Source organism: Nostoc paludosum FACHB-159 (genome assembly GCF_014698835.1).
Classification (GTDB): domain Bacteria; phylum Cyanobacteriota; class Cyanobacteriia; order Cyanobacteriales; family Nostocaceae; genus Nostoc; species Nostoc paludosum.
Genome location: NZ_JACJTU010000036.1, coordinates 25,555 through 47,990 on the forward strand (window position 1 = coordinate 25,555; position 22,436 = coordinate 47,990).

The 22,436-nt window shown below is 40.8% G+C and carries 14 protein-coding genes; 6 read left to right on the plus strand and 8 right to left on the minus strand.

The genetic code is table 11. From position 1 onward, the window contains the following. Positions 1-407: 407 nt before the first annotated feature. Positions 408-1,124, plus strand: coding sequence for a biliverdin-producing heme oxygenase (locus H6H03_RS27755; RefSeq protein WP_190958279.1), 717 nt, complete (start codon positions 408-410; stop codon positions 1,122-1,124). 718 nt (positions 1,125-1,842) lie between these two features. Here the strand turns inward: H6H03_RS27755 and H6H03_RS27760 are convergent. Further along, complete coding sequence (locus H6H03_RS27760; protein WP_190958280.1) at positions 1,843-4,182, minus strand: PhoX family protein; 2,340 nt, start codon at positions 4,180-4,182, stop codon at positions 1,843-1,845. Between the two features lie 355 nt (positions 4,183-4,537). Between H6H03_RS27760 and H6H03_RS27765 the strand changes: the two genes are divergently transcribed. Next, positions 4,538-5,506, plus strand: coding sequence for a glycosyltransferase family 2 protein (locus H6H03_RS27765; RefSeq protein ID WP_190958281.1), 969 nt, complete (start codon positions 4,538-4,540; stop codon positions 5,504-5,506). 107 nt (positions 5,507-5,613) lie between these two features. On the opposite strand, the gene H6H03_RS27770 is transcribed toward H6H03_RS27765, so the two are convergent. The 3 genes from H6H03_RS27770 to H6H03_RS27780 all read right to left on the minus strand — a co-directional run bounded on the left by H6H03_RS27770 (position 5,614) and on the right by H6H03_RS27780 (position 9,815). Continuing rightward, a complete protein-coding gene (locus H6H03_RS27770; RefSeq protein WP_190958282.1) occupies positions 5,614-6,639 on the minus strand; it encodes a S66 peptidase family protein in 1,026 nt (341 codons plus the stop codon). Positions 6,640-6,642: 3 nt separating this feature from the next. Then, entirely contained in the window at positions 6,643-7,272 is a 630-nt protein-coding gene (locus tag H6H03_RS27775) for a Uma2 family endonuclease (protein WP_190958283.1), read from the minus strand. Between the two features lie 74 nt (positions 7,273-7,346). Further along, a complete protein-coding gene (locus H6H03_RS27780) occupies positions 7,347-9,815 on the minus strand; it encodes a dynamin-like GTPase family protein (protein ID WP_190958284.1) in 2,469 nt (822 codons plus the stop codon). Positions 9,816-9,946: 131 nt separating this feature from the next. On the opposite strand from H6H03_RS27780, the gene H6H03_RS27785 reads away from it, so the two are divergent. Beyond that, positions 9,947-10,348 carry a PPC domain-containing DNA-binding protein gene (locus H6H03_RS27785; protein ID WP_190958285.1) on the plus strand — a complete coding sequence of 134 codons (402 nt, stop codon included), beginning with the start codon at positions 9,947-9,949 and terminating at the stop codon, positions 10,346-10,348. Positions 10,349-10,531: 183 nt separating this feature from the next. Continuing rightward, a complete protein-coding gene (locus H6H03_RS27790) occupies positions 10,532-10,936 on the plus strand; it encodes a response regulator (RefSeq protein WP_190958286.1) in 405 nt (134 codons plus the stop codon). An 11-nt stretch (positions 10,937-10,947) separates the two neighbouring features. On the opposite strand, the gene H6H03_RS27795 is transcribed toward H6H03_RS27790, so the two are convergent. Beyond that, positions 10,948-11,931, minus strand: a complete 984-nt coding sequence (locus H6H03_RS27795) for a polysaccharide deacetylase family protein (RefSeq protein WP_190958287.1) — start codon at positions 11,929-11,931, stop codon at positions 10,948-10,950. 183 nt (positions 11,932-12,114) lie between these two features. Here H6H03_RS27795 and H6H03_RS27800 point away from each other — a divergent pair, with 183 nt between their 5' ends. Further along, a complete protein-coding gene (locus tag H6H03_RS27800; protein ID WP_190958288.1) occupies positions 12,115-12,252 on the plus strand; it encodes a hypothetical protein in 138 nt (45 codons plus the stop codon). A 404-nt stretch (positions 12,253-12,656) separates the two neighbouring features. Next, positions 12,657-13,370, plus strand: coding sequence for a PEP-CTERM sorting domain-containing protein (locus H6H03_RS27805; protein WP_190958289.1), 714 nt, complete (start codon positions 12,657-12,659; stop codon positions 13,368-13,370). Between the two features lie 254 nt (positions 13,371-13,624). On the opposite strand, the gene H6H03_RS27810 is transcribed toward H6H03_RS27805, so the two are convergent. From H6H03_RS27810 to H6H03_RS27820, 3 genes are all read right to left on the minus strand, one after another. Beyond that, positions 13,625-15,184 (minus strand): YcjF family protein, encoded by a 1,560-nt coding sequence (locus tag H6H03_RS27810; RefSeq protein WP_190958290.1) that lies wholly within the window; start codon positions 15,182-15,184, stop codon positions 13,625-13,627. Positions 15,185-15,438: 254 nt separating this feature from the next. Beyond that, positions 15,439-15,921 (minus strand): response regulator, encoded by a 483-nt coding sequence (locus H6H03_RS27815; protein ID WP_190958291.1) that lies wholly within the window; start codon positions 15,919-15,921, stop codon positions 15,439-15,441. A 3-nt stretch (positions 15,922-15,924) separates the two neighbouring features. Then, on the minus strand, positions 15,925-22,143 hold the full coding sequence (locus H6H03_RS27820) for an AAA family ATPase (RefSeq protein WP_190958292.1): 6,219 nt from the start codon (positions 22,141-22,143) through the stop codon (positions 15,925-15,927). Positions 22,144-22,436 lie beyond the last annotated feature (293 nt).

Here is a 22,436-nt window from a genome sequence, read left to right on the forward strand (position 1 = left end):
GAAGTCAGTATTGGTTTTTACGTTAGTAAATAAAGTTGACTTATTTTAACTAATTCTTCTCTTTATGCCCTCTATCTTAGTCTGGACTCTTATACGTATTAGTTAATACTTAATGTCTTTTTAAATTAAAAGTAATAAATAATACTTTTAATATTTAAGTATTATTTCCCTGAAGTCGAGAATGAAAGTAAAATCTAGCTAGTAACAACAAAAAATCAAAATCCCAGCAATATAAGCTTTTATTCATTTATTGGCTTGTTGTGTAAAATGCTACTAAGCTAAGATAGCTTAAAAAATTTTAATATAAATTCTCATCAAATAGTTTTAAGGTAACGTTTTAATGGCCTTTTTAGCCGTTGGTCAGTCAAAACTCCGGCAGTTGACTTTTTAAAGTTGAGAAATTTAGTATGAGCAGCAATTTAGCAACCAAATTACGTGTAGGCACTAAAAAAGCCCACACAATGGCAGAAAATGTAGGTTTTGTCAAGTGCTTTTTAAAAGGAGTAGTCGAGAAAAACTCTTACCGGAAACTAGTTGCTAACTTCTACTTCATCTACTCAGCGATGGAAGAGGAGATGGAAAAGCACCGCCAGCATCCGATTGTTTCTAAAATTTATTTTCCCCAGTTAAACCGCAAGCATACCCTAGAGCAAGACCTGAATTATTACTTTGGTGCGAACTGGAGAGAGCAAATCCAACTATCTCCCGCAGGCGAAGCTTATGTAAAGCGGATTCGGGAAATATCTGCAACAGAACCAGAACTGTTAATCGCCCATTCATATACTCGTTATCTGGGTGACTTATCCGGGGGACAAATTCTCAAAAATATTGCTGTAACGGCAATGAATTTGTCTGATGGGCAAGGTACCGCTTTCTATGAATTTGCAGATATTTCTGATGAAAAGGCATTCAAAGCCAAATATCGCCAGAGTTTGGATGAATTACCTTTAGACGATGCTACAGGCGATCGCATTGTAGATGAAGCTAACGCCGCCTTTGGGATGAACATGAAGATGTTCAATGAATTGGAAGGCAATTTGATCAAAGCGATCGGTGTAATGTTGTACAACAGCCTCACACGGCGTCGTACACGCGGTAGCACTGAACTCGCTACTGCTGAGTAATACCATTTTGAATTTTAGACTTCGGCTACGCTCAGTCGAACGATTTTGGATTGTGAAATAGTCAGTAAATCGGCTTTTTGGCTATCCATACTGTGGCAATGATTTTTCAAATTGGTATAATCAGCGCTGAGTAATAGATGCGGAGTGTGGAGTGTGGAGTCATAAGTCCAGATAGCTTGATGAAAAATAATTCACAACTCTTTCTGGGGAAATAGTGAGCGCCAAAAACGCTCAAAATATTTAGGGGCAATAGCCCTGTGAATGCTTTTTATTAGTGAAAGCAAGCATGGGGAGATTGCCCCTCAATTATGTTGGGCATGGGGCATCGGGAGTTATATCGTGTCCGGTTAAAGACTTATCATTAAGATGGCAGGGGAGCAGGGGAGCAGGGGAGCAGGGGGAAAGAGGGTTTCCTGGTTTTTGCACAGATGCACCGAATTATAACTAATTAGGCGGACATGATATTAGAGAGTTATTAAAACAGGACCTACGCAAAAATAGCCAAAAAACTTAATTTATCGAACCGCCTTCTCTACGAGAGGCTTCCGCCAACGCAAAGCGTCTCGTTCGCTGTTAGCGTCTCGTAGAGAAGAGAAGAACGCCAAGAGTTCGTAGAGTTTGCGTAAGTCCTATAAAAATGGTGCAAGATGTTAGTTTAATCTGACATCTTGCACCAATCCCAACAACCGCTTAGTAATGAATTACTAGGCTACTCAGATTAAATAAACTTGCTACCAGAATTTTTCGGCTGGATACCAATTACAGATGGTCGGGGAACACCTGTAGCTTGCTCTTTACCACCATCAGCTTTGGAAATATTACTCGGCCAACTACTCCCACGAGGTAAACTTCGAGTTTGATTGAATGTATTACCATTCAAATCGAGTAATTCAATGCTGCGACTGAGAATCGTACCGTCATTAATTGGACAGTCTTCACCAGGATGTTGTACTGAAATAATCAGGGTATTCCCGATAAAACTTGGCCCTGTCATTTCACAACGCACTGGGCCATAGGCAAAGGGTATTACCTGTCCGGCATTTGCACCAGTGGTAGGGATACAAAACAGCCAATTATTACCGAAAACGCCTGTAAAATTAGAAATGTTACCGATAGCTGTGCGATCGATTTTGGTTTGTTTGCCTTGGGCACCTACATCAAAACCATTATGAGTGCCAGTAGACATATCCGTGACTCCCCAAACATTTGCCTGGTCGTCAAAAACTAAATTATCGACGTTGGCAAAACCAGCACCATTCACAGACCCGGCTTCGCCACCTTGGGCAAATTTCTGCCATTTAAAGGTTAGACCTGTAGCATCGGCACTATCTTCAATAATCTTGTAGAGTCCTCCTGATTGCTGGGTTGCATTGAGGTCTTTACTTAACTTGGCAACTTGAAAAATCCGGGAATCTGGATAACCATCGCTACCTGGGGCACCGTCAGTATAGGCGATGAATACTTCTTTGGTAGTGGGATGCACTTCTATATCTTCTGGACGCGCCGTGGGAGTTCCCCCGACTAAGTTTGCGGCTAAAAACGCGTCAGTGAGTACGGCACCTTGGCTAGAATAGAAATCAGATAGTTTTTTATTTTGATAATCAGGTAGTGCTTTTGCTTCGTTAGTGCGATCGCATTTAAAAATACCACCATCTGTGGTTTCACCTGCAATACCATTACGTCTCGGTAGTGGTAAAAGACCTTCTTTTTGGGCTTTCTGCAACGCAGCAAATTCTACAGAGGATAAAACTGTCGGCGCAATTGGATTGGTAGCAGTAGTTAAGAGTAACGGTATCCACTTACCTGTACCGTCTGGATTGTACTGGGCAACATGTAAAGTTCCATTTTCCCACAATTCACTGTTAGTTTTACTCGTTGGTGAAGAGATAGTACTAGCACTGACAAATTTCCAAGTATGTCCCCCACGTCTGTCATCACCCAAGTAAGCAACTAATTTCTTACCTTCTTCAGCACGCACGGCAACATTTTCATGGCGGAAACGACCTAACCAGGTGTGCTTCCGGGGGCGAAATTGCGGATTTATGGGGTCAATTTCTACAATCCAACCGTATTTTTCGCCAACTAATCCAAAAGTCTTGCCGATACTTTTATCTGTATATTCTGTCTGAGTACCATTAGCTTTGACTGCTTCTGTAACGCTGTTTTGGAAGTTCTCTTCAGCAGATAAAATTGTTCCCCAAGGAGTTTTACCGCCAGAACAATTGAAGGCAGTACCAATAATTTTGTTACCTAATTCATCAGAAGACAGATTAAAAACTTGGCTTGCAGCTGGGCCAGTTGCAATTAAATAATTTTGGTCACCTTTTTGGTGGTTGCGACTTCCCCAAGCTGTGACATTTTTGTAGTTATCTTTGCGTTGGCTATTGATTCCCAATCCAGAAAGACCGTGAATGCGGCGGTTTTTATCATCTTTGACGACAACAAAACGTTTATTTGCATTCTGACTAGAGATGCGAACAATCGAGCCACCTTGATTATATAAAAATTCCCCTTCAACTTCAATATTTCTGGTAGAAGGTAAAGCCCAGCCAATGACATTTTCAAATGCGTCAGGGAGTCCTTTTAGATCGGAAGCATCTTCAACTGCTAAAATAGAAAATGGAAAACTAATGTATTCATGATTGACCCATAAATACCCGACATCGTTAGTTTTTTCAATGGGAATAAAAGCAGTAAAATCGTTGTTGTAGCCAAAATAATCGTCTTTGTTTGGAAACACGCGATCGCCCCAACTGACAATTACATAACGTTCGTACTCTGGCGGCACTACCACATCATCAAGAACGGTGTAGCTAGTTAACTCAACATCCGCAGATGCATTAACTACTTCTCCTTCACCAATTTTCGTTGGCAAGAAATTTTTCTGTTGTTGATAAATTGGTAGAGGATGTGGTAAACGTACAGGTGTAAAGCTCAGCGACGCGGTTTTTGCTTCTCTACTGCTGAAAAAACCTTTCAGGATTTGGTTTCCCAAAACAACAGCACCAGCAGTGCCAGCAAAAAATATTAAAATTTCTCTGCGACTGAATTTAGACATTAAACTTTCCTTTGCTGTGACAGGAAAAACTTAGTAGAAACAAATTCTACTGAATTAACATCATAAACTTTTGATTTTATGAAATTCGCTGTGTTTTAAATAGCTCAGAATTTAACTTTATTAAAAAATAAAATATCAATTGCCTTGTTTACAATCATTCTCATTTGAATGAAGCTTTAGGCAATTGCAAACCGTTATGTATGGAAAAAGATTAACTACTTTAATAAAAACCTTAGTTTACAAAAGTTAAGCTTAGATTATATTTTAATTAAGTTAAATTTATTAAACCTTGGGTTCTACGTAAGCAAAATCAGGTAGGGAACAGAGCCAGTACCCCATCTGTCCTATCCTAGAGATGGATAAATGTGTTGTGGGTGAGACTGTGTTTTTCAGCGTTGTGATACCGACTTATAACCGCCGTCCGATTTTAGAAAAGTGCCTCCGTGCTTTGGAGGTGCAGGAATTAAATCAGCCAAGTTCGATTACTGGTTACGAGATTGTCTTGGTGGATGATGGTTCTACTGATGGCACACTGGAGTGGTTGACAGCGCACAAAGAAGAGTTTCCCCATGTGCGATGGTTTGTGCAAGATCATGCGGGGCCAGCAGCAGCGCGGAATTTAGGGGTAGAACAGGCGCTAGGAGACACGATTATCTTTATTGATAGCGATTTAGTGGTGCTAAAGAATTTCCTAGAAGCTCATGGTAATGCATTAGTGCAGGGAAAAGAGAAATTGGGGAGCGATCGCTTTTTCACTTACGGCGCAGTTATCAATACTTGTAATTTCGACAACCCAACAGATGAACCCTACAAAGTCACAGATTTTTCAGCAGCCTTTTTTGCTACCGGAAATGTCGCAATTCCTAAACATTGGCTAGAAAAAGCAGGAGTTTTTGATACCAGTTTTCAACTCTATGGCTGGGAAGATTTAGAATTAGGTGTGCGGCTGAAAAAATTAGGTTTGACGCTAATTAAATGTCCGGAAGCTGTAGGCTATCACTGGCATCCACCGTTTAATTTAGAACAAATTAAAAGTTTAATTGACAAAGAAATTCAACGCGGACGCATGGGAGTTTTGTTTTATCAAAAACATCCGACATGGGAAGTGCGAATGATGATTCAAATGACTTGGCTACACCGTTTACTTTGGGGCATTCTTTCACTCAATGGCGCACTCAACGAACGGACAATGGCTCCATTTTTGCAATGGTTGATTAATTTAGGTAAACCGCAATTGGCTTTAGAAGTTGCCCGAATTTTTCTAAATTGGTACAACGTGAAGGGTGTTTATCAAGCTTATGCTGAAATGCAGCAAACATCATGAGTAGAGACGTTGCAGTGCAACGTCTCTACAGGGCGCACAATCCTTGATATTTCGTTGATTTGGATAATTCACATCAGACGTAAATTCTGAATTCTGAATTCTGAATTCTAAATTATATTGACCGCCGATTCTAACATTCGTATTCTTCCAGCGTCGGCATCTATTTCTACTTCTGCGCCAATTGGCAAGGTAAATTTATCTTTAATATGACCAATCATTGAACCGTACCAAGCAGGAATTCCTAAAGGAATTATGTGGTCTTGTAACACTTGGATTAAGGTAAATGATGGTTCATCTCCAGGGCTACAATTAGTACATTGCCCAAATATCAAGCCAGCAATTTGATTAAGTATGCCAGCAGTTTTTAGCTGGGTTAACATTCTATCTACACGGTAAACATCCTCGCCAATTTCTTCTATAAACAAGATACTTTTGTTCCAAGAAGGCAGATAAGGCGAACCTACCATTGCTGACAATACTGATAAGTTTCCACCAATAAGTTTACCCCTCGCTCTTCCTGGTGCTATTGTCTCCACTTGCACTTCTTTAGCGTTGGAATTTTGCATGGTGACGGCTTCACCATGAAATAAAATGCGCTGGAAGTAATCCACTGTAAACTGATTCCAGGTAGAGGTGGCTACAGGGCCGTGAAAAGTAATCAGCCGACTACGAGCATTAATCGCCAACAATAAAGTAGTAATATCGCTATACCCTATGAGAATTTTAGGATGGGAGCGAATCAGTGAATAGTTTAGTAAAGGTAAAATGCGATTACAGCCCCAACCACCACGCATGGCAATTATTCCTTTGATGGAGCGATCGCTAAACATTGAGTTTACATCATCGGCGCGATCGCTATCTCTACCTGCTAAATAACCATAACGGTCTAAAATATGCTTCCCTTGCTTGACTTTTAACCCTAATTGTGAGATTGATTTCTCTGCTGCTTCGATTTCTTTGGCGTCAACGATACCCGCAGGAGCGATTAATCCCACGGTGTCGCCGACTTGCAGACGTGGGGGTTTGAGGACGGTGTTTAGGGATAGTTTACCTTCAGCGGTAAGTGTTGGTATTTGGGTGGCTAAGGTAGCTAGTCCACAGGTTGTGAGAAATTGCCGACGGTTGATAGTCATCGGCTACACCGGGAAGTTGGCGGCTTGAAAAATTTGTTCGGCAGTTAAATTCAATTCTGCGAAAATAGGTGAGATAATGCGGTCACTTGTGCGAAACTGCCGGACTTGGTATTCTCCCTCAACTAACGAGTAAATGGAGATAGTTGGCTGTTTAGGATTACCAATGAATTTTCTACCACCTAGGGCGGCGTAATCTACAATCCAGTATTCTGGGATGCCAATGGCTTCATACTGACCAAGTTTGGTAAAGTAATCATCACGCCAGTTTGTGCTGACAACTTCGATAACTAATGGGATTGATGCCGATTGACTGAGTGTTGATTTAGTCCTCCACAACGGCTCATTGACTAGGTTGAAACGATTCAACAACAGCACATCAGGTAAGAAAGCGGATTCATTTTCAGATGCTTGAACAAATCCCATTTTAGGAATGTCATAGGGGATTGAAAATCGAGCGCACTCCAGCAAAATTTGCTTGATTAAGAATGCGATAACTAATTCATGATCCCCTGTTGGCGGTGGCATTACCTTGATAAATCCATTATGTAGTTCGTAACGAAGCTGTGCTGAATTAACAGGATACCAGTCTAGAAACTGGCTAACAGTAATAGGAATTGGTAATGACTGAATCATTTACCTGCCTCCGTTGCGATAATTACCAGTAGTTATATTAGCCTCAATTTTTGGATTTTTCTGATTTATTTATGCTAAACCTCTTTTACCCCATCAATTAACCCATCTGAAATCATAAATCCGTTAGTAGCTGTATTTAATGGCTCAGGGTAAAAATAGATAAATTCAGTATCGCCAATTACAGGCAAAAAATGGTTAGATAATTGCATTGCTTGTAAACAAAGATTGATACTAGAAGCTGCTGAATTATATTCTTCAATATTTGCTTGCAAAACATTCAATAATCGCTGATTAGTGGCAATTTTGGCTTCAGCTTCTTGTTCGAGTGTTTTCTCTAAATAAGCACGTGCCTGTGGATATTGCTGCAAAATGTTATCTGCTTGTTGCTCAGCCATTGGTATTAGCTGAGTTTTCAAAATTTGGTTGATGGTTTGACGGAAAGATTTGCGAATAGTTTGAGAAACTTTTGGTTCAAAATCTAACTTCAATAATTGCCTAATCGCTGGTTCTGCTTCGACGATACTTTCAGCGTCGTAAGTTTGGGAGGTTTGTAATAAAGTCTGGCGAAATTGATATATGGAAAAAGTGCCTTCGTCGTAAAATCTAGGGCTTTCTCGCACAAAGCGATCGCACTCTACACTAGCTGCACTAACTATTGCTTGAGTCACTAGTTTTTCTAAATTTCTAATTTCTTGTTCAATGCCACCATCATTATCTAATAAGCGATACAATTGGCGATAATATTCTGATTTGCGAATTTTTTCCAGCAACCGTACAAAAAAGCTGGCAATTATTTGCTGAGAAGATTCAATTAAAATATCTTCTAATTGATTTGCTAAATAATAAAATGCCTCCACTAAAATCGCTAGTAAAGGTGCAGTGGCATTACGAGGGTGACTGATTGTTGCACGTCGATAAGCATAAGCTACAGAAAAAGTATCTAGTAACTCATCTAAACGGCGAATCATTCGTGATTGCAATTGCTTAAAATCTGCTTCAAAAGCATCACAAGAACTACCAGCTATTAGGTTAACTTCTTCTTTGATATGCTGATTAAAGTCTTTACCAATTTGCTGGAGTTGTTGATTGAGACGTTGTAATTCTTGCGCCTTCATAGTCTCAATCTCTTGTGGCTGACTATCTAAGTTTCGTTGCGAACTTTGGTAATGTTTTTTCAATTTTATACAAACATCTTCCAAGTCATTAGCAAGATTTTTAAATAATTGCGGACGTTTTTCTTCAGTCAAATAACGAGTAATTGCAGTGCGAAATTCCTCAATCCCACTATCTTCAATTAGCTGTTCTATCAGTTCGTTTCCCCAATCTCCCAAAATCCGCACATAATTTTGATTCGGCGTTTCAAAACCGTTAACAGAAACACGGAATTTTGTGGAAGATAGTTTTCCAGAATTCACACAATAGTTGTTAAACGCATAGACAAATTGTGGTGTTTCTTCTTTTCCATCTAAACTTTTGACGCTTTCGGCAAAAAAAGAATCTAAACCAAATCTATCTTTTGCACTTGTTTGTTTAATCTGACTGCCATAAAATCCTAATAAACCACTGGTTTTATAAACCCTATTTGTATCATGAAATTGTCCATTAATTAAATCATCTAATCGTTGGCGTAGCTGAGTATTATACCAAGTCTCATCGATGCGGTTGAAGACATAGAAAACGCGATCGCGTACTCCGCCATTTTGCCGCATTAATTCCAAAAGTTCTGTTTCTTCTTTTGTCATATCACCCGCGGAAGCAGGTTTTAGCACACATACTACCGCCGAAGTATCGGGATGTTGAATTTTGGCATAAGTTAGCTGTGCATCTTTCTCCACCGGCGCATCGATACCGGGTGTATCTATAATTACATTTCCATCTTGTAGTAAAGGATGGTTGCAGTAATATTCTATCCGCTTCAATACCGCGCTATTACTACCACGACGCGCATATCCAGCAGCTTCTTTGAGGTTAGAAAAGTTAAATTGCTCCATTGAATATGTAGCATTATTAACAGTGTTGATGCGATCGCGGTTTGCTATATATCCTTCTACCAATAACATTAACGCCTTGGCTTGTTTTGCACGTTCTGATTTACTCTCACCACCTTCCTGTTGAATAATTGCTTCGCAACCTTGACGTAGTAAGTTAATTACATCAGCTTGGTTAATATTAGCTACTGTTTTAAATCCTAGTTGCTGACACAAAAAAACTGCTTGTTCTCGAATTTCTGCTTCACTTAAAAAAGTTAAAACAACCCGTTCTTTATCTATTTCTGCATACTCAATTTTGCATTCTGTACCTGTAGCGTGTCCCTCTGCACTATACAGTAATTCTCTTTCCAAGAGTGCATTGATTAGCATTGATTTTCCAGCGCTAAATGCACCTGCAAACACAATTTCAAACTTGGGAGAAATCGCCTTATTTAAAGAAGTTTGTACAAATGTAATATCTTGAGAACGTAGCGTTGGTTCTTGCTGTAAAAGTTGTAATATTGACTCTACTTGTTCTTTTAAATTTTTGCACTGAATTGGTAGATCTGACATATTGTGCATCCTAATAATATTTATGTATATATTAGTGATGTTTATTGTGTTAATGGCTCAGTAAAATTCCTGAGAAATTTGTGTTTAATTGCTAGATATTACCAAAAAGACTAATTAATGATTATTGAATCATGAAAGTTTTTGCTTTGAGATTAAAACTCCACGAAGATTTAAAGCAAAGCTTAAAGAATTTTGTTATACAAGAAGACATTAAAGCAGGGTTTATATTAAGTGCCATTGGTAGCCTAGAAGAAGCAAAAATTCGCTTTGCTAATCAAGCCATTAGTACTGTATTAACCGAAAAATTTGAAATCATCGCTCTCAATGGTACAATAGTAACTACAGGTGTGCATTTGCATATCGCTATTTCCGATCGAGAAGACAAAACTATCGGTGGACATCTCGACTATGGATGCATTATCTACACAACTGCGGAAATAGTTATTGGTGCAAGTGAGGAATTTACCTTTAATAGAACTTTTGACCAACAAACAGGTTATCAAGAACTAGAAATTATCCGCGATCGCTCATAAATATTGTTGCATCAAAATAAGACTATTCCATTAGCCATTCTCTCCTAATATATGCACAAAAATAATAATTACTAACTCGATTTTATAGCAACTCTAAATCATTCCTCAAAAATCTATTGCCTATTGCCTATTGCCTCTTTTACGTCATCACTGTTGTCAAACAAAATTAAAATATGATTTGTTATGCAACCTTCTCTAGCTCTTCATAGCTTAAATATTCTTGTAGTTGAAGATGATGATGATATTCGCTATTTTATTACTACAGTATTAGAAGCAGATGGAGCTACCGTCGAAGCAGTTCCATCCGCCGCCGCAGCACTGAAAATTTTACCCCAATTACAACCTGATATCTTAATTTCTGATATAGGTATGCCTGACGAAGATGGCTACACCTTAATCCGAAAAATTCGTGCGCTCAAGCCAGATATGGGTGGGAAAGTCCCAGCCATTGCCTTAACTGCCTATGGCGATAGTGAGAGCAGAATTCGCGCTTTAGAAGCTGGCTTTCAAACTCATGTATCTAAACCAGTCTTTCCAGAAGAACTAGTTGAGATTGTCGCTGATTTGTTTGCTTCTTGTAATTGGTAACGAGGCTATTTTTACCTTTTTTGAGGTACTAATACAGGTAGTTGACGAACACCAGCTACGGACTTGGCGTGTTGTCCAACAGTCAAAACATTGAACTGACTCGTTATCATTTCTAAGCTTTTATTCACCACTGCCAGTTTTTTGTAGGTGGGGACATCCATACCAGGAAAAAATGATAACTCTGGTACATCTTCTTGACTTAAAAAGTCTGTGGGATGGAGTAATAAAGATGGTTGAGTGCGTGTCAGTTTACACAGCCACAAAGCAATTCTCAAATAAAATAATGCCAAACCGCTAGAAAATCTAGCCAAATACATGATGTAGCTAAAGTGAATTGGCACCTTGAAAATTGGCATGGTGGTAACAGGAATTTCAGTCAGTCTATCCTTACCCATCTGCCATTGATAAGGGTTTAGAGGTTGCAAACAATCTTTGAAACTACCAAACAAAGCTTCCCGCTTTTTGCGTTCTTCTTTGCTGAGTTTACAAGTCATTAAATAATAAGCTCGTGCTACTGGCCCCAAAATTGTAGGAAAAGTTGAAGCATCATATTCGTACCCGCGTCGCGCTAAGACTTTCAATACTGCTGGAGAAAAGCTGTATCCAGGGCCGCGAAACCCTACAGGTTGTTGATAAGTGACGCGCTTGATATGTTCTTCAGCCATAGCCACTTCTTCTTCTATCTCACTTTCAGAATACAAATGCAGCCAGGGAGAGTGGTAAAATGAATGGTTGCCAATTTCGTGACCGGCATTGGCGATCGCCTGTATTGCCTGATGATTTTTTTCCAGCGCTGCATCTTGACCAACAATGAATACTGTGATTCTCAAATTCCATTGCTCAAGAATTTCTAAAAAACGCGGTACTGCAATATCTAAGTAAGAGGGAAAACTCTCCCAACCCGGAGCGCCTTGATTTTTCAAATAAGACCAAATATTATCTAAATCTAAAGAAAGACTGGCTATTGGTTTATTTGCTTTTCCTTTGGTTTTCATTATTAGTTCAAGTATTTATTTCAAAATAAAGATTGACTCTAAAACCAGCGTTTTTTAATTGCTGGTGATTAATATATCATAAATAGAACGTATTTAAACGTGTATAAGTAAGTTTTAGCGATCGCTGCAATTTATAATCATATTTCCTAACTGAGTTTCACAATGTAGCCTAGTTTGTAGTTGATGGGCGATCGCTCCACAAATCTCCAGTTCATCGTCACTACAATATTCACTCAAGAAATGATAATTGCCGCTACTACAATCAGCGTCTCCAATTTGGTAGATGAAATTTTGCCAGAACGAGGATTTATTGAAAGGTAACAGATTCGCTCAATAATTCTCGATAGTGTTTTAGCAAAATAGCATTCCTAAATGAATTGTGAAATTAGTTGTCTAGGTAGGCAATAGATTTTTTCACGAATGGTTTAGGCTTGCTAAAGACAGTTTAAAAAATACAATATGAAATTTGTGTAAGTTTTATATAAATTTTATGTATTTCTACTTAAAAAATTGAATTTTTGTAAGTACTATGATGCTGGTAACAGTATTATTAAGTGTTACTACAGAAGTTAGGCTGCCAGTAGAACGGTAGTTAACACAAAATTTTGAACTAAGATTAGTAACTCTTAATATTCAAGAAATTAGATTCTTGAAGAAGCAGCGATCGTACAAGAAAGAGTTTTGCCAGTTTCACACAAACACGTTCAAATTGAGGGCAATATCCGATGCAAAAGTCTTACAAATTGACAATTACGGCTGCTATTGTTGGATTCGGATTAGGAATGATGAATACAGCCCAAGCAGCAATTTTGACTCTGAGTGCGTCTAGCCAAGGTTGGTGGGCTGCTGAAGGCGGGCTGAATGTTAGTAATTCTAACAGTAACACCAACTACATAACTGGAAACATACGCGCAACAGATTTGCGTAATTATTTTACATTCGATCTTGATGATATAGGAAACGTCTCGTCAGCAACCCTACAAGTTCAACGATTTGATGGTTCAGAAAATGGAATAAAAATTCTAGGTTTATTTGATGTTTCAACACCTGCTGATGTATTAAGCCAAAAAGTTAATAGCCCCAATAATACTATTTATAGCGATTTGGGAAGTGGTAAAAACTATGGAACTTTTGATGTCAGTAGTTCTGGCGATCCCAACGAAATTTTGAGTTTTGCTCTCAACTCTGACGCCATTGCAGATATTAATAACAGAAGCGGAAACTTTTTCTCAATTGGAGGCGCGCTTCTGGGTGATATTGGATTAGATTCAGAGGAATATCTCTTCGCCGGTAGCGGTGATGGTACTTTTGCAACACTTGTAATTGATACCGACGATTCAACCACAGTTCCAGAACCTTATACCCTTGGTGGGATAGCGGTTGCTGGTGTTGCAGGTTTGTGGTTAAAGCGCAGACGAAAAGCGTCCTTGACCAAATAATTATTAATTCATAATTCATAATTAACAGATGTGATGCCAAAATCCTTGTAGAGACGTTGCAATGCAACGTCTCTACATCTATTGATAAATTCGCTTTGTCGCGCACATCTGCATAATACCAAAAAACAAAGTAGACCTCTTGCAAAAGTGACTTTTGCAAGAGGGGGGAAAGGGAAAAGGGTTTTTAGGAGCCGCTTTCCCCTTTACCCCTTACCCTTTTCCCCAATAAAAGCAAGAAGTCTAGTGTAGGTAGTTCACTGAACCTCTTCTCTGCTTTCTTGTTTTTCCATCGCCTCAGTTTTATCTTGTAATGGCTTGACTACTCTGGCGATCGCTTCTTGAATAAAAGCCTTAATAAATTCATCTCTGCGATTAATTTGAAACTGTCGCTGCACAACTTCTGTCATTCCGCCATCACCCCAATCTTGGTCGTGACGAAAATATTCAATAAAGCTTTTACCAGCAATTCGCGTTAAATAAGCTGCTGTCACACCTTGAATTGCTCTGCCAATAATAAAGGTAGCAACATTGAGTTGCAAAGCTGTAGATAATAATTGAATTGCTCCTTTAATAATGCCCAAACTGGCGATGGTTTTTGCTAAAGAAAGGGCTAATTCTCGTCCCCTTTCCATATTCAATTCACAGCCATATACTCGACCAATTTCTACAACCATTTGAGCATTGACGGCGGCGGTTGCTAATAAATCTACCACTGGTACAGGTGTCACCGACACAACGCCAGCACCAATCCACTGAAAGCGTTCTACGATTTTGTCAGCTTGGCGGCGGCGTTGACCATCGATGAGCTTTCGCGCTTCGTCACCCAATCGGAGAGATTGCAAAAGAATATTATCCGCCACCAAATCTTCACCTTCGGCGCGTAAAATTGCAGCCATGCGCCGCAACAAAGGAACAATATCGGGTTCTGGCTGGAAGCTTTCGCCAGTTTCCAGTTGTGCAGATTGGGGATTAGCAGCGATCGCTACGACATCATTAGTAGCAATAAATCCCCGCACCCGCTGACGCAACCTGGCGAGGATGGCTTCTTTATCTTCATCTGTATATAAATCAGTTTTGTTGAGAACCAACAGCGATCGCTTACCAATTTCTGCTAATCCCCGTAGTGGTTCATATTCCGAGCGTCGTAAATCATTATCCACCACAAACAATAATAAATCTGCTTCCGTCGCCAGTTCCCGCGCCATTTGTTCCCGTTCCGTCCCCGCGACGCCAGCTTCTAAAATTCCCGGCGTATCCGTAATTAAAATTTTGCGTTCTAATCCCTTCAACCGCAGACAATAAGTTTCGCCAACTTGGGTTGTACCCATCGGTGCATCCACCTGACCGACCATGCGTCCCATAATGGCATTTACCAGGGAAGTTTTACCAGCACTCCCAGTACCGAATACCACCACTTGAATTTCACCCCGTGCGAGGTTGGCTTCAATCTCCCGTGATTTACTTAATAAAGCTTGACGTGCGACTTCATCTTGAATTTGCGCTACCTGTTGGCGCACAGCTTGGAGAGTCGTAGAAGCTGCATCAGACTTGCCAGCGGGGATTTGCGCTGGAGTCACACGGGAACGATTGCGGCGCGATCGCTTTTCGCCTGACTGAAGCACTAATACATAATAAACAAAAGCAGCAACCAACCCTCCAATCAGCACAATTAGCAGCAAAAGCAGCAAGTTACCTAACAACGGCGAATAAGACAATTGCCAATAAAGCCGTGATAGCGAATCAATTAGCCATAAAGTTAGCCCCAAAATGACGATTAGACCGACAATCAGCGTTACGATGCGTGACAGAGGCATGGCTGGCAAAGATTAGTGGATATGAAGTAGGCACATATTTCCGATCTTAATAGTTTCGGTATTTTTTATCAGGTTCAGGAGGCAGAACTACAAAACTATGGGTTTTCGAGTTTTCGAGTTTTCGAGACGCTATAAATCGCCGTCTCTACAAGTGTTTTGGTCTTATGTGAACTGTATTGATTTATATCAGGTATTTAGCGAAATGGTATAAACCCTAAAAAGGGAGAACCAGAATCAAAGTCTTTCTTTTTAAGCTATCCAAAAGCTGGCAATTGATTTAAGAAAACCCAATAAAAACCAAGTTGTTGGACTGCTTGGTTGAATTGTTCAAAATCTACAGGTTTGACGATGTAACTATTCACCCCAAACTGGTAACTGTCGAGCATGTCTCGGTCTTCAGCGGAAGAGGTCAGCACTACAATGGGAATCTTTTGCGTGCGTGGATCGGACTTGAGTTGCCGCAAAACTTCTAATCCGCTCACCTTTGGCAGTTTCAAATCCAGCAAAATGACTTTGGGTTGACTCGTCATGGTGCGACGGGCATATTCTCCCTGACAAAAAATAAAATCTAGAGCTGCTGCTCCGTCCTTAAGCAGTTGAATTTGATTGCCAATTCTGGCACGACGCAATGCTCGAATAGTTAGTTCGGCATCGGTAGGATTATCTTCCACTAAGAGAATGGAAATTGGTTGCTCGGAAGATGCATCAGTGGAGCGATCGCTTGGTTGGTAAATCATGGGTTAATTATTGGGAAGCGTGAAGTAAAAGGTCGCGCCTCGATCGCTCGCTGCTTGGGCCCAGATGTGCCCTCCGTGGCGTTGAATAATGCGTTGCACGATGGCCAATCCAATGCCAGTACCTTCAAATTCTTCTTCTCGATGCAGACGTTGGAAAACCCCAAACAAATTATCGGCATAGCGCATATCAAATCCTGCTCCATTATCTTTGATGAAGTACACTCCTTCACCATTCTTCGCCTGATAACCTATTTCAATGCAAGCAATAGGTTTGTAGCAGGTGTATTTTATGGCATTGGATAACAGGTTGAGCCAAACTTGTTTGAGCAGGGAAGGGTCAGCTTGACATACAGGTAAATCGGCGATCGTAAATTCAATCTCACGACCCGACCATTCCGGAGCTAAATCATTCAGTGCCATTTGAATAATCTCATTGGGTAACACTGGCTGCCGGGACATTTCTTTACGATCCAAACGAGATAAGGTCAACAAATCATCAATCAATTCACCCATACGTTTGGCATTGTCGCGGACAATTTTGAGGTAACGATTGGCTTCGGCATCAAGTTGCTCGCCGTAATCTTCCTGCATCATTCTCGCAAAGCCATCGATCGCCCGCAAGGGTGCGCGCAAATCATGGGAAACTGAATAAGAAAATGCCTCCAAAGCTTTGTTAGCAGTTTCTAGTTGGACAGTTCGTTGTTTAACCCTGATTTCTAAAGACTGGTTGAGTTGATGCAAAGCTTCAATCGCCCTTTTGCGCTCTAATTCTGCTGCTGCCCGCGCGGCAAATACATCTAGAATTATCTCTATTCGTCGCCTATCTGACAGTGGTTGCACGTCGAGAATGCAAAGATTACCAATGGGGTCGCCGTTGGCATTTTTTAAGGAAATACCCAGATAACTATCTGCTTCCATTGCTACTAAGTCTAAGTCTTCAGGAAAAAATTCCTGAACGCAGCTTTCGCAGTAAAACAATCCGTCTCTCAAGGCAAATTCGCATGGTGTACGCGCCGGAAAGTAGGATACTTCTGGTTGCAATACCCCATGCGCCCAAAAAGCCAGAGCTTTCAGTTTGCCTTCTACTAGTTCGGTGACCAAGGCATACGGTACGTGCAAGGCTTCGGCAATATGATGAACCAAAGCTGGGAAAAAATCTTGTCCTGTAACCGCAGCTGTTCCTGTAACCAAATTTTGCAGTGTGGTTTCTGCTCTTTTAAGTTCTGCCTCTCGGCGTTTTGCCTCTGTGATATCCCGGACGATGGTAGAAAAATATTCTACACTGCCATCTGTTGCTTTGTGAGCAACGAGCATTTGGGAAACTGGAATTTCTCTGCCATCACTGTCCAGCAAAGCGATTTCACCAACCCAAGTCCCATCTCGAATCGCCGCTGGAATGCCCTGGTTTTGCAGAATCTCTAGTGCCCATTGGGGATGGTAGTCGGAGATCTTCAAGCTGGAGAGGTCTGCATCCAGAGAAAGACCGCGCAGTTTGCGTAACTGAGCATTATTCCAGAGGATATTGCCGAGTGAGTCTGCCATGCCAACGAAGTCGCTAGTGGCCTCCAGCATGGCCATTAAGCGATCGCGGTCTTTTTGGGCTTGTTGGCGATCGGCAATTTCAGCCTGTAAGGATGCATTCAGTTCTGCTTGCTGCTTTAACAAACGGGCATTATCGATGGAAATCGCTGCCTGAGTCAAAAGTAAGTGCAGGACTTCAATTCGCTCCGGGGTAAATGCTTTGGTGGTGAGATTGTTTTCTAAAAGCACAATTCCTGTTAGTTTTCCCTGGTTCAACAGCGGAGTACAAAGGATTGATTTCGATTGGCGTAACACAATCCAAGGTTCGGACTGAAAGTTGCCTTGAGCAGCAGCATTATCTAGGACGATACTTTCCTGGGTGCGAGTCACGTAATTTATTAAACTGGTTGGCAAGTCAGAATTGCTGTCTTTGGATATTAAAGTGGCTTGGCCATTGCCAATGGACTTCATAGCCTCAATCCGCCATTCGCCTTCGGTTGGCAAAATCAGATAACCTGTTTGCGCCCCGGCATTCTCAATTAAGGTCGTCATCAGTTTTGCCAAAAGCCGATCTAACACAATCTCGCTGGCAAGTGCCTGGGAAGCTTTTAACACCGTTTCTAAGTCCAGTGCTTCTAAATTAGTTGCAGCCGATTCTGTGGTATTAATTTGACGTATTTCGGTTTTTTGAAAGTACACCTCTAACAGTTGGGGATACTGTTTTTCCAGACTTCGCACTTTAGCGGTTGCTCCCCACCTTAAATAACCGTACCTCGCTTCTTGGAAATAAGCTTTGGCAATTGTGATGCGGTTGTTTGCGAGATAAAACTTTGCTGCTAGTTCGTTTGCTAAAGCTTCTTCTTGCAGGTATTGGTTCTCCCTTGCTAGGGCAATGGCGCGATCGTAGGCGTCCATTGCTTGCATCACCTCACCCAACACGCGATGCCGTTCTGCTTCTACTAAATACCACTTGTGTAGATAGTTCATTGGGGCATGGTGCGCCCAATTTTGCATTTTTGCTTGATTTTCTACTACTTGCTCCAGCAGTTGGGATTGTGTTGCGGTGTCTGTGTGGGAATACACCGCCAGTCGGCATAGAGAATCGTAGAACCGAAACATGGCAACCAAGGCTGCTCCGGTCATGGCTGCTAAATATTCTTGGGCGAGGACAGCATTGGCTAAGGCGTGGTCTGTGGCTGCCAATTGCAGCAAAGATTCGCTTCCTTGGCGCAGTCCGCCGCAGGCATCCAAATTTTTCAAGGCAGACATCGCCTGATTTGCATCGCCAAACAAATAACTGAGGAATAATTTATTTAGGTAGAAATAGAACAAACCTGCGTGAAAATTCGTTTGTTCCATCTGGGGTAGCCGAGTTGCTTCATCATAAGCTTGACCAGATAACATCCCAGAATCGGGAACTTCCTCAACCAAATTCAAAACAGTCTGCCAGCAAATTTCCACAAAATCAATGGCAGCTGAATGCTTGATTTGTTTTACTGCCTGAGCATAACTGGTTAGATGTAGTTGTAGTTCAGTTAGGGGTTGACCGACTGCAAATGAATAAGCACAAAAATACATGGCCGCGTAGCCAGCAAACTCTAAATCGCCTTGCTCAACACCAATTTGATAGCAATTCTGGAGTGGTTTGAGGCTGTTTTTCAGGTGTGTCTTCCAAACGTTAATCTGATTGGTAACCGCGAATAAGGTTCTGGCTTGAATGGGTTTGGTATCCGGGCCAAGTAGACTTAAAGCCAGTTGACCAAATCGATACCCTGCTTCAATGTCCAAGACAACTCCACAAAGAATAATTCCATAGGCAGCATAGGCAAAGGGAGCTAACGGCATATTTCCGTACTCAACCAGCAAATCTACCATCTTGAGTACAATCAGCAAGAATAAAGGAGGTACTGCCAAATAAGCTGATGCACACATCCTTGCCAAAAGCTGCATTGCCCCTAGCATCTCTGGCTGGGACATGATTGGCAGGTCAACCAAATCTTCAATGCGTCTGTTTGCTAATTTGCAGTCAGTTTCCAAAAGTGCTTGCTGAACATCCTCAAAGCTTGGGCTAATGGGGAGGTGAATTCCTAATTGCTGAAGTAACTCTAAAGCTATTTGAATCGCTTCTAGTAATTTATTTTCAGCCACATAAGTCTGAATTTTGACATCGTAAACTTTTAACCTGGCTAGTAGGGTTGTTGCGCCATCGAGTACTTGTTGGAATAGTGGCTCCACTTGCTCGAAATTGCCGCTCAGATATGCTGCTTCTGTGGTTGCATTATACAGGGTCAGGGTAAAGTCATAATCTGTTTGCCAGCTATCAGTTGTCAGGAGATCCAAACCAATTTGCAAATATCCCCAAGCAGCGTCATAAGCTGCTGATGCTTTGGCTTTTTCTCCTGCTATCAGGTTTAACCGAGACAAATTATTTTGCTGGGATTGATTTTCAATCAGTTTTCTGCCCAGGTTTAGTTGGTTGGTGATATCAAAAATTTTGTGTTCTAACTGTTGTGCGGAAGTTATTTGTAATAAGCACTGTCCCAGTTGCCAATGGATGTTGCTTTGTTGGGCTTGGGGAATCAGGGAATAGGCCGCTTGCTGGATGCGATCGTGGGCAAATTTGTATTTTACTGGAGTCAGGTCGGCTGTTAGTGGTACATCTAATACTACTGATTTGTGGGCATTGCTCAAAGGTAGAATTAACCCTTGGGCGATCGCTACTCCTAAAGCCTGGGCAGCTTCTTTCTGTGATAATTGGGCGGCAAATGCCAGAGTTTGCAGATCGAAACAGTTACCAATGCAGGCAGCTAGCTGTAAAACTTGCTGTGTCCGTTTGTTCAACTTTTGAATTTTTGCTGCCATAAAATATACAATATTCTCTGTAATTTCACGGCACTGAATTTGCTCCATCGACCACTGCCATTTTTTAGTTGGGCGATGGAATTCTAATAAGCCTTCAGTGTGGAGAGATTTCAAAAATTCATTAATAAAAAAGGGATTGCCACCAGTTTTTAGTTGTACTAGTTCCGCCAATAACAGAGAATCCCCTAGCTGACAGTGCAATGTATCGGCAATTAACTGATTGATGTCAGCTAAACTTAACGGTGACAAAGAAAGTTGATTTACCACCCCTGAACTTTGGCGGATTTCCTTCACCATCTGCATCAGGGGATGGCTGGGATTTACCTCGTTATCTCGGTAGGCCCCGATTAACAATAAAGATTGCCCAATGGTTGCGGTAGCTAGCAATTCGATCAGTTTCAAGGAGGCATTATCTACCCACTGAAGGTCGTCCAAAAAGATAACTAGGGGATGTTGTGAATAGGTAAAGACGCTGATAAAATTTTGGAAAACTTGGTGAAAGCGATTTTGGGCTTCCGTTGGCGGCAAAACAGGTACGTCTGGTTGACTACCGACAATCAACTCCAGTGCTGGAATTACCTGGGTAATAACTTTACCATTGCCACCAAGGGCAGCCAACAGATGCTTTCGCCACCGACACAGCTGGGCTTTATCTTCAGTTAGTAATTGTTTGATTAGTGACTCAAAAGCTTGGGCGATGGCATAATAAGGAATATTCCGCCGATACTGGTCAAATTTACCCGCAATAAAGTAACCTCGTTGTTCTGTAATCGGCTTATAAATTTCCTGCACCAAAACTGACTTCCCAATACCGGAATATCCCCCAATCAGCATCAGTTCAACTTGGCCATAAGACGCGTCCCCCCATCCCCCCATCCGCGCGCAGCCTGCCACTCTTTGAAATGCCGCTAATAATGTCTCCACCTCCCTTTGTCTGCCATAGAGTTTTTCTGGTATCTGAAATTTATCAGAAATATCTTGTTTCCCTAACAAAAAAGACTCAATTCGTCCAGTGTTTTGTAGCTGGTGGAGACACTCTTCTAAATCAGTTTTAATTCCCCAAGCACTTTGATACCGTTCTTCTGCTGTTTTAGCTAACAGTTTCAAGACAATTTCTGAAACCATCGCCGGAATTTCTGGATTGATAAAATGGGGTGGAATAGGTTCTAAAGCCAGGTGATAATGAATTAACTCCAGGGCATCACTCGATTCAAAAGGCAAGCGATTAGTTAACAGTTGGTAGAAAGTAGCACCTAGAGAGTAAAAATCAGTTCGATAGTCCAGAGAACGATTCATTCTGGCTGTTTGCTCTGGAGATATGTAAGCTAGTGTTCCCTCTATAACTGTGGGATTCTTGATAGTTAAAGTCTCACGCGATAAGTCAGTTGAAATTCCAAAATCAATAATTTTAAGCTCTTGTGTTTCGGGGTTGAAAACAATATTTGAGGGATTAATATCTTTATGAATAATATTTGCGCTATGAATTTCGGATAAACTCTGAGTTATCTGAATCGCTAACTTCAGAAACTGTGTTAGAGTAAATTTTTTGGCAGTTAAAATTTTTGTTAAAGATTCTCCTCCAAAATCCTCTAAAATGAGTACAAAAGTATTTTGATATTGTTGAAAATCATAAGCCTGAATGATACCTTCCAATGATAAGCTGCGTGTAATTTCGTATTCGAGCTTATAGCGCGTGATTTCTTCTGGGGTGGGGTAGTCTTTCTTCAATACCTTGAAGATTACAGGCAATCCATCGGGTTCATGAATTCCTCTATAGACCCGTGAATTAACACTTTCATGGATTTTTGTCCGAATTTGATATTCAGGAATTTCCAGCATAGCTTAACCGCCTGCAACTATTACACAGAAGGACAAAGCCGGGTTGGCTCAATTTTAGATTTTGAATTTTAGATTTTCCATAGAAAAATTCTCAATTTAAAATTTATAAATAGTTTCAGAGTCAGAGAATTTAAATAGAAGAACAAATCTCAAATCCCAAAACTTAAAAAAATCTAAAATCGGCAATCTAAAATCAAAAATAATTAAATTACAAAGCCGATTATACAATAACCAAACCCGATTAAGTCATTTATCGATCCTGAAGGAATTTGAAGAAAAATTGAAAAGAGAAT

Excerpts from the sequence above, each read along its gene's own strand:
- H6H03_RS27805 (WP_190958289.1), top strand. The coding sequence starts at position 12,657 with ATGCAAAAGTCTTACAAATTGACAATTACGGCTGCTATTGTTGGATTC.
- H6H03_RS27785 (WP_190958285.1), top strand. The coding sequence starts at position 9,947 with ATGAAAGTTTTTGCTTTGAGATTAAAACTCCACGAAGATTTAAAGCAA.
- H6H03_RS27780 (WP_190958284.1), bottom strand. The coding sequence starts at position 9,815 with ATGTCAGATCTACCAATTCAGTGCAAAAATTTAAAAGAACAAGTAGAG.
- H6H03_RS27765 (WP_190958281.1), top strand. The coding sequence starts at position 4,538 with ATGGATAAATGTGTTGTGGGTGAGACTGTGTTTTTCAGCGTTGTGATA.
- H6H03_RS27770 (WP_190958282.1), bottom strand. The coding sequence starts at position 6,639 with ATGACTATCAACCGTCGGCAATTTCTCACAACCTGTGGACTAGCTACC.
- H6H03_RS27760 (WP_190958280.1), bottom strand. The coding sequence starts at position 4,182 with ATGTCTAAATTCAGTCGCAGAGAAATTTTAATATTTTTTGCTGGCACT.
- H6H03_RS27775 (WP_190958283.1), bottom strand. The coding sequence starts at position 7,272 with ATGATTCAGTCATTACCAATTCCTATTACTGTTAGCCAGTTTCTAGAC.
- H6H03_RS27815 (WP_190958291.1), bottom strand. The coding sequence starts at position 15,921 with ATGATTTACCAACCAAGCGATCGCTCCACTGATGCATCTTCCGAGCAA.
- H6H03_RS27800 (WP_190958288.1), top strand. The coding sequence starts at position 12,115 with ATGGGCGATCGCTCCACAAATCTCCAGTTCATCGTCACTACAATATTC.
- H6H03_RS27810 (WP_190958290.1), bottom strand. The coding sequence starts at position 15,184 with ATGCCTCTGTCACGCATCGTAACGCTGATTGTCGGTCTAATCGTCATT.
- H6H03_RS27795 (WP_190958287.1), bottom strand. The coding sequence starts at position 11,931 with ATGAAAACCAAAGGAAAAGCAAATAAACCAATAGCCAGTCTTTCTTTA.
- H6H03_RS27820 (WP_190958292.1), bottom strand. The coding sequence starts at position 22,143 with ATGCTGGAAATTCCTGAATATCAAATTCGGACAAAAATCCATGAAAGT.
- H6H03_RS27755 (WP_190958279.1), top strand. The coding sequence starts at position 408 with ATGAGCAGCAATTTAGCAACCAAATTACGTGTAGGCACTAAAAAAGCC.
- H6H03_RS27790 (WP_190958286.1), top strand. The coding sequence starts at position 10,532 with ATGCAACCTTCTCTAGCTCTTCATAGCTTAAATATTCTTGTAGTTGAA.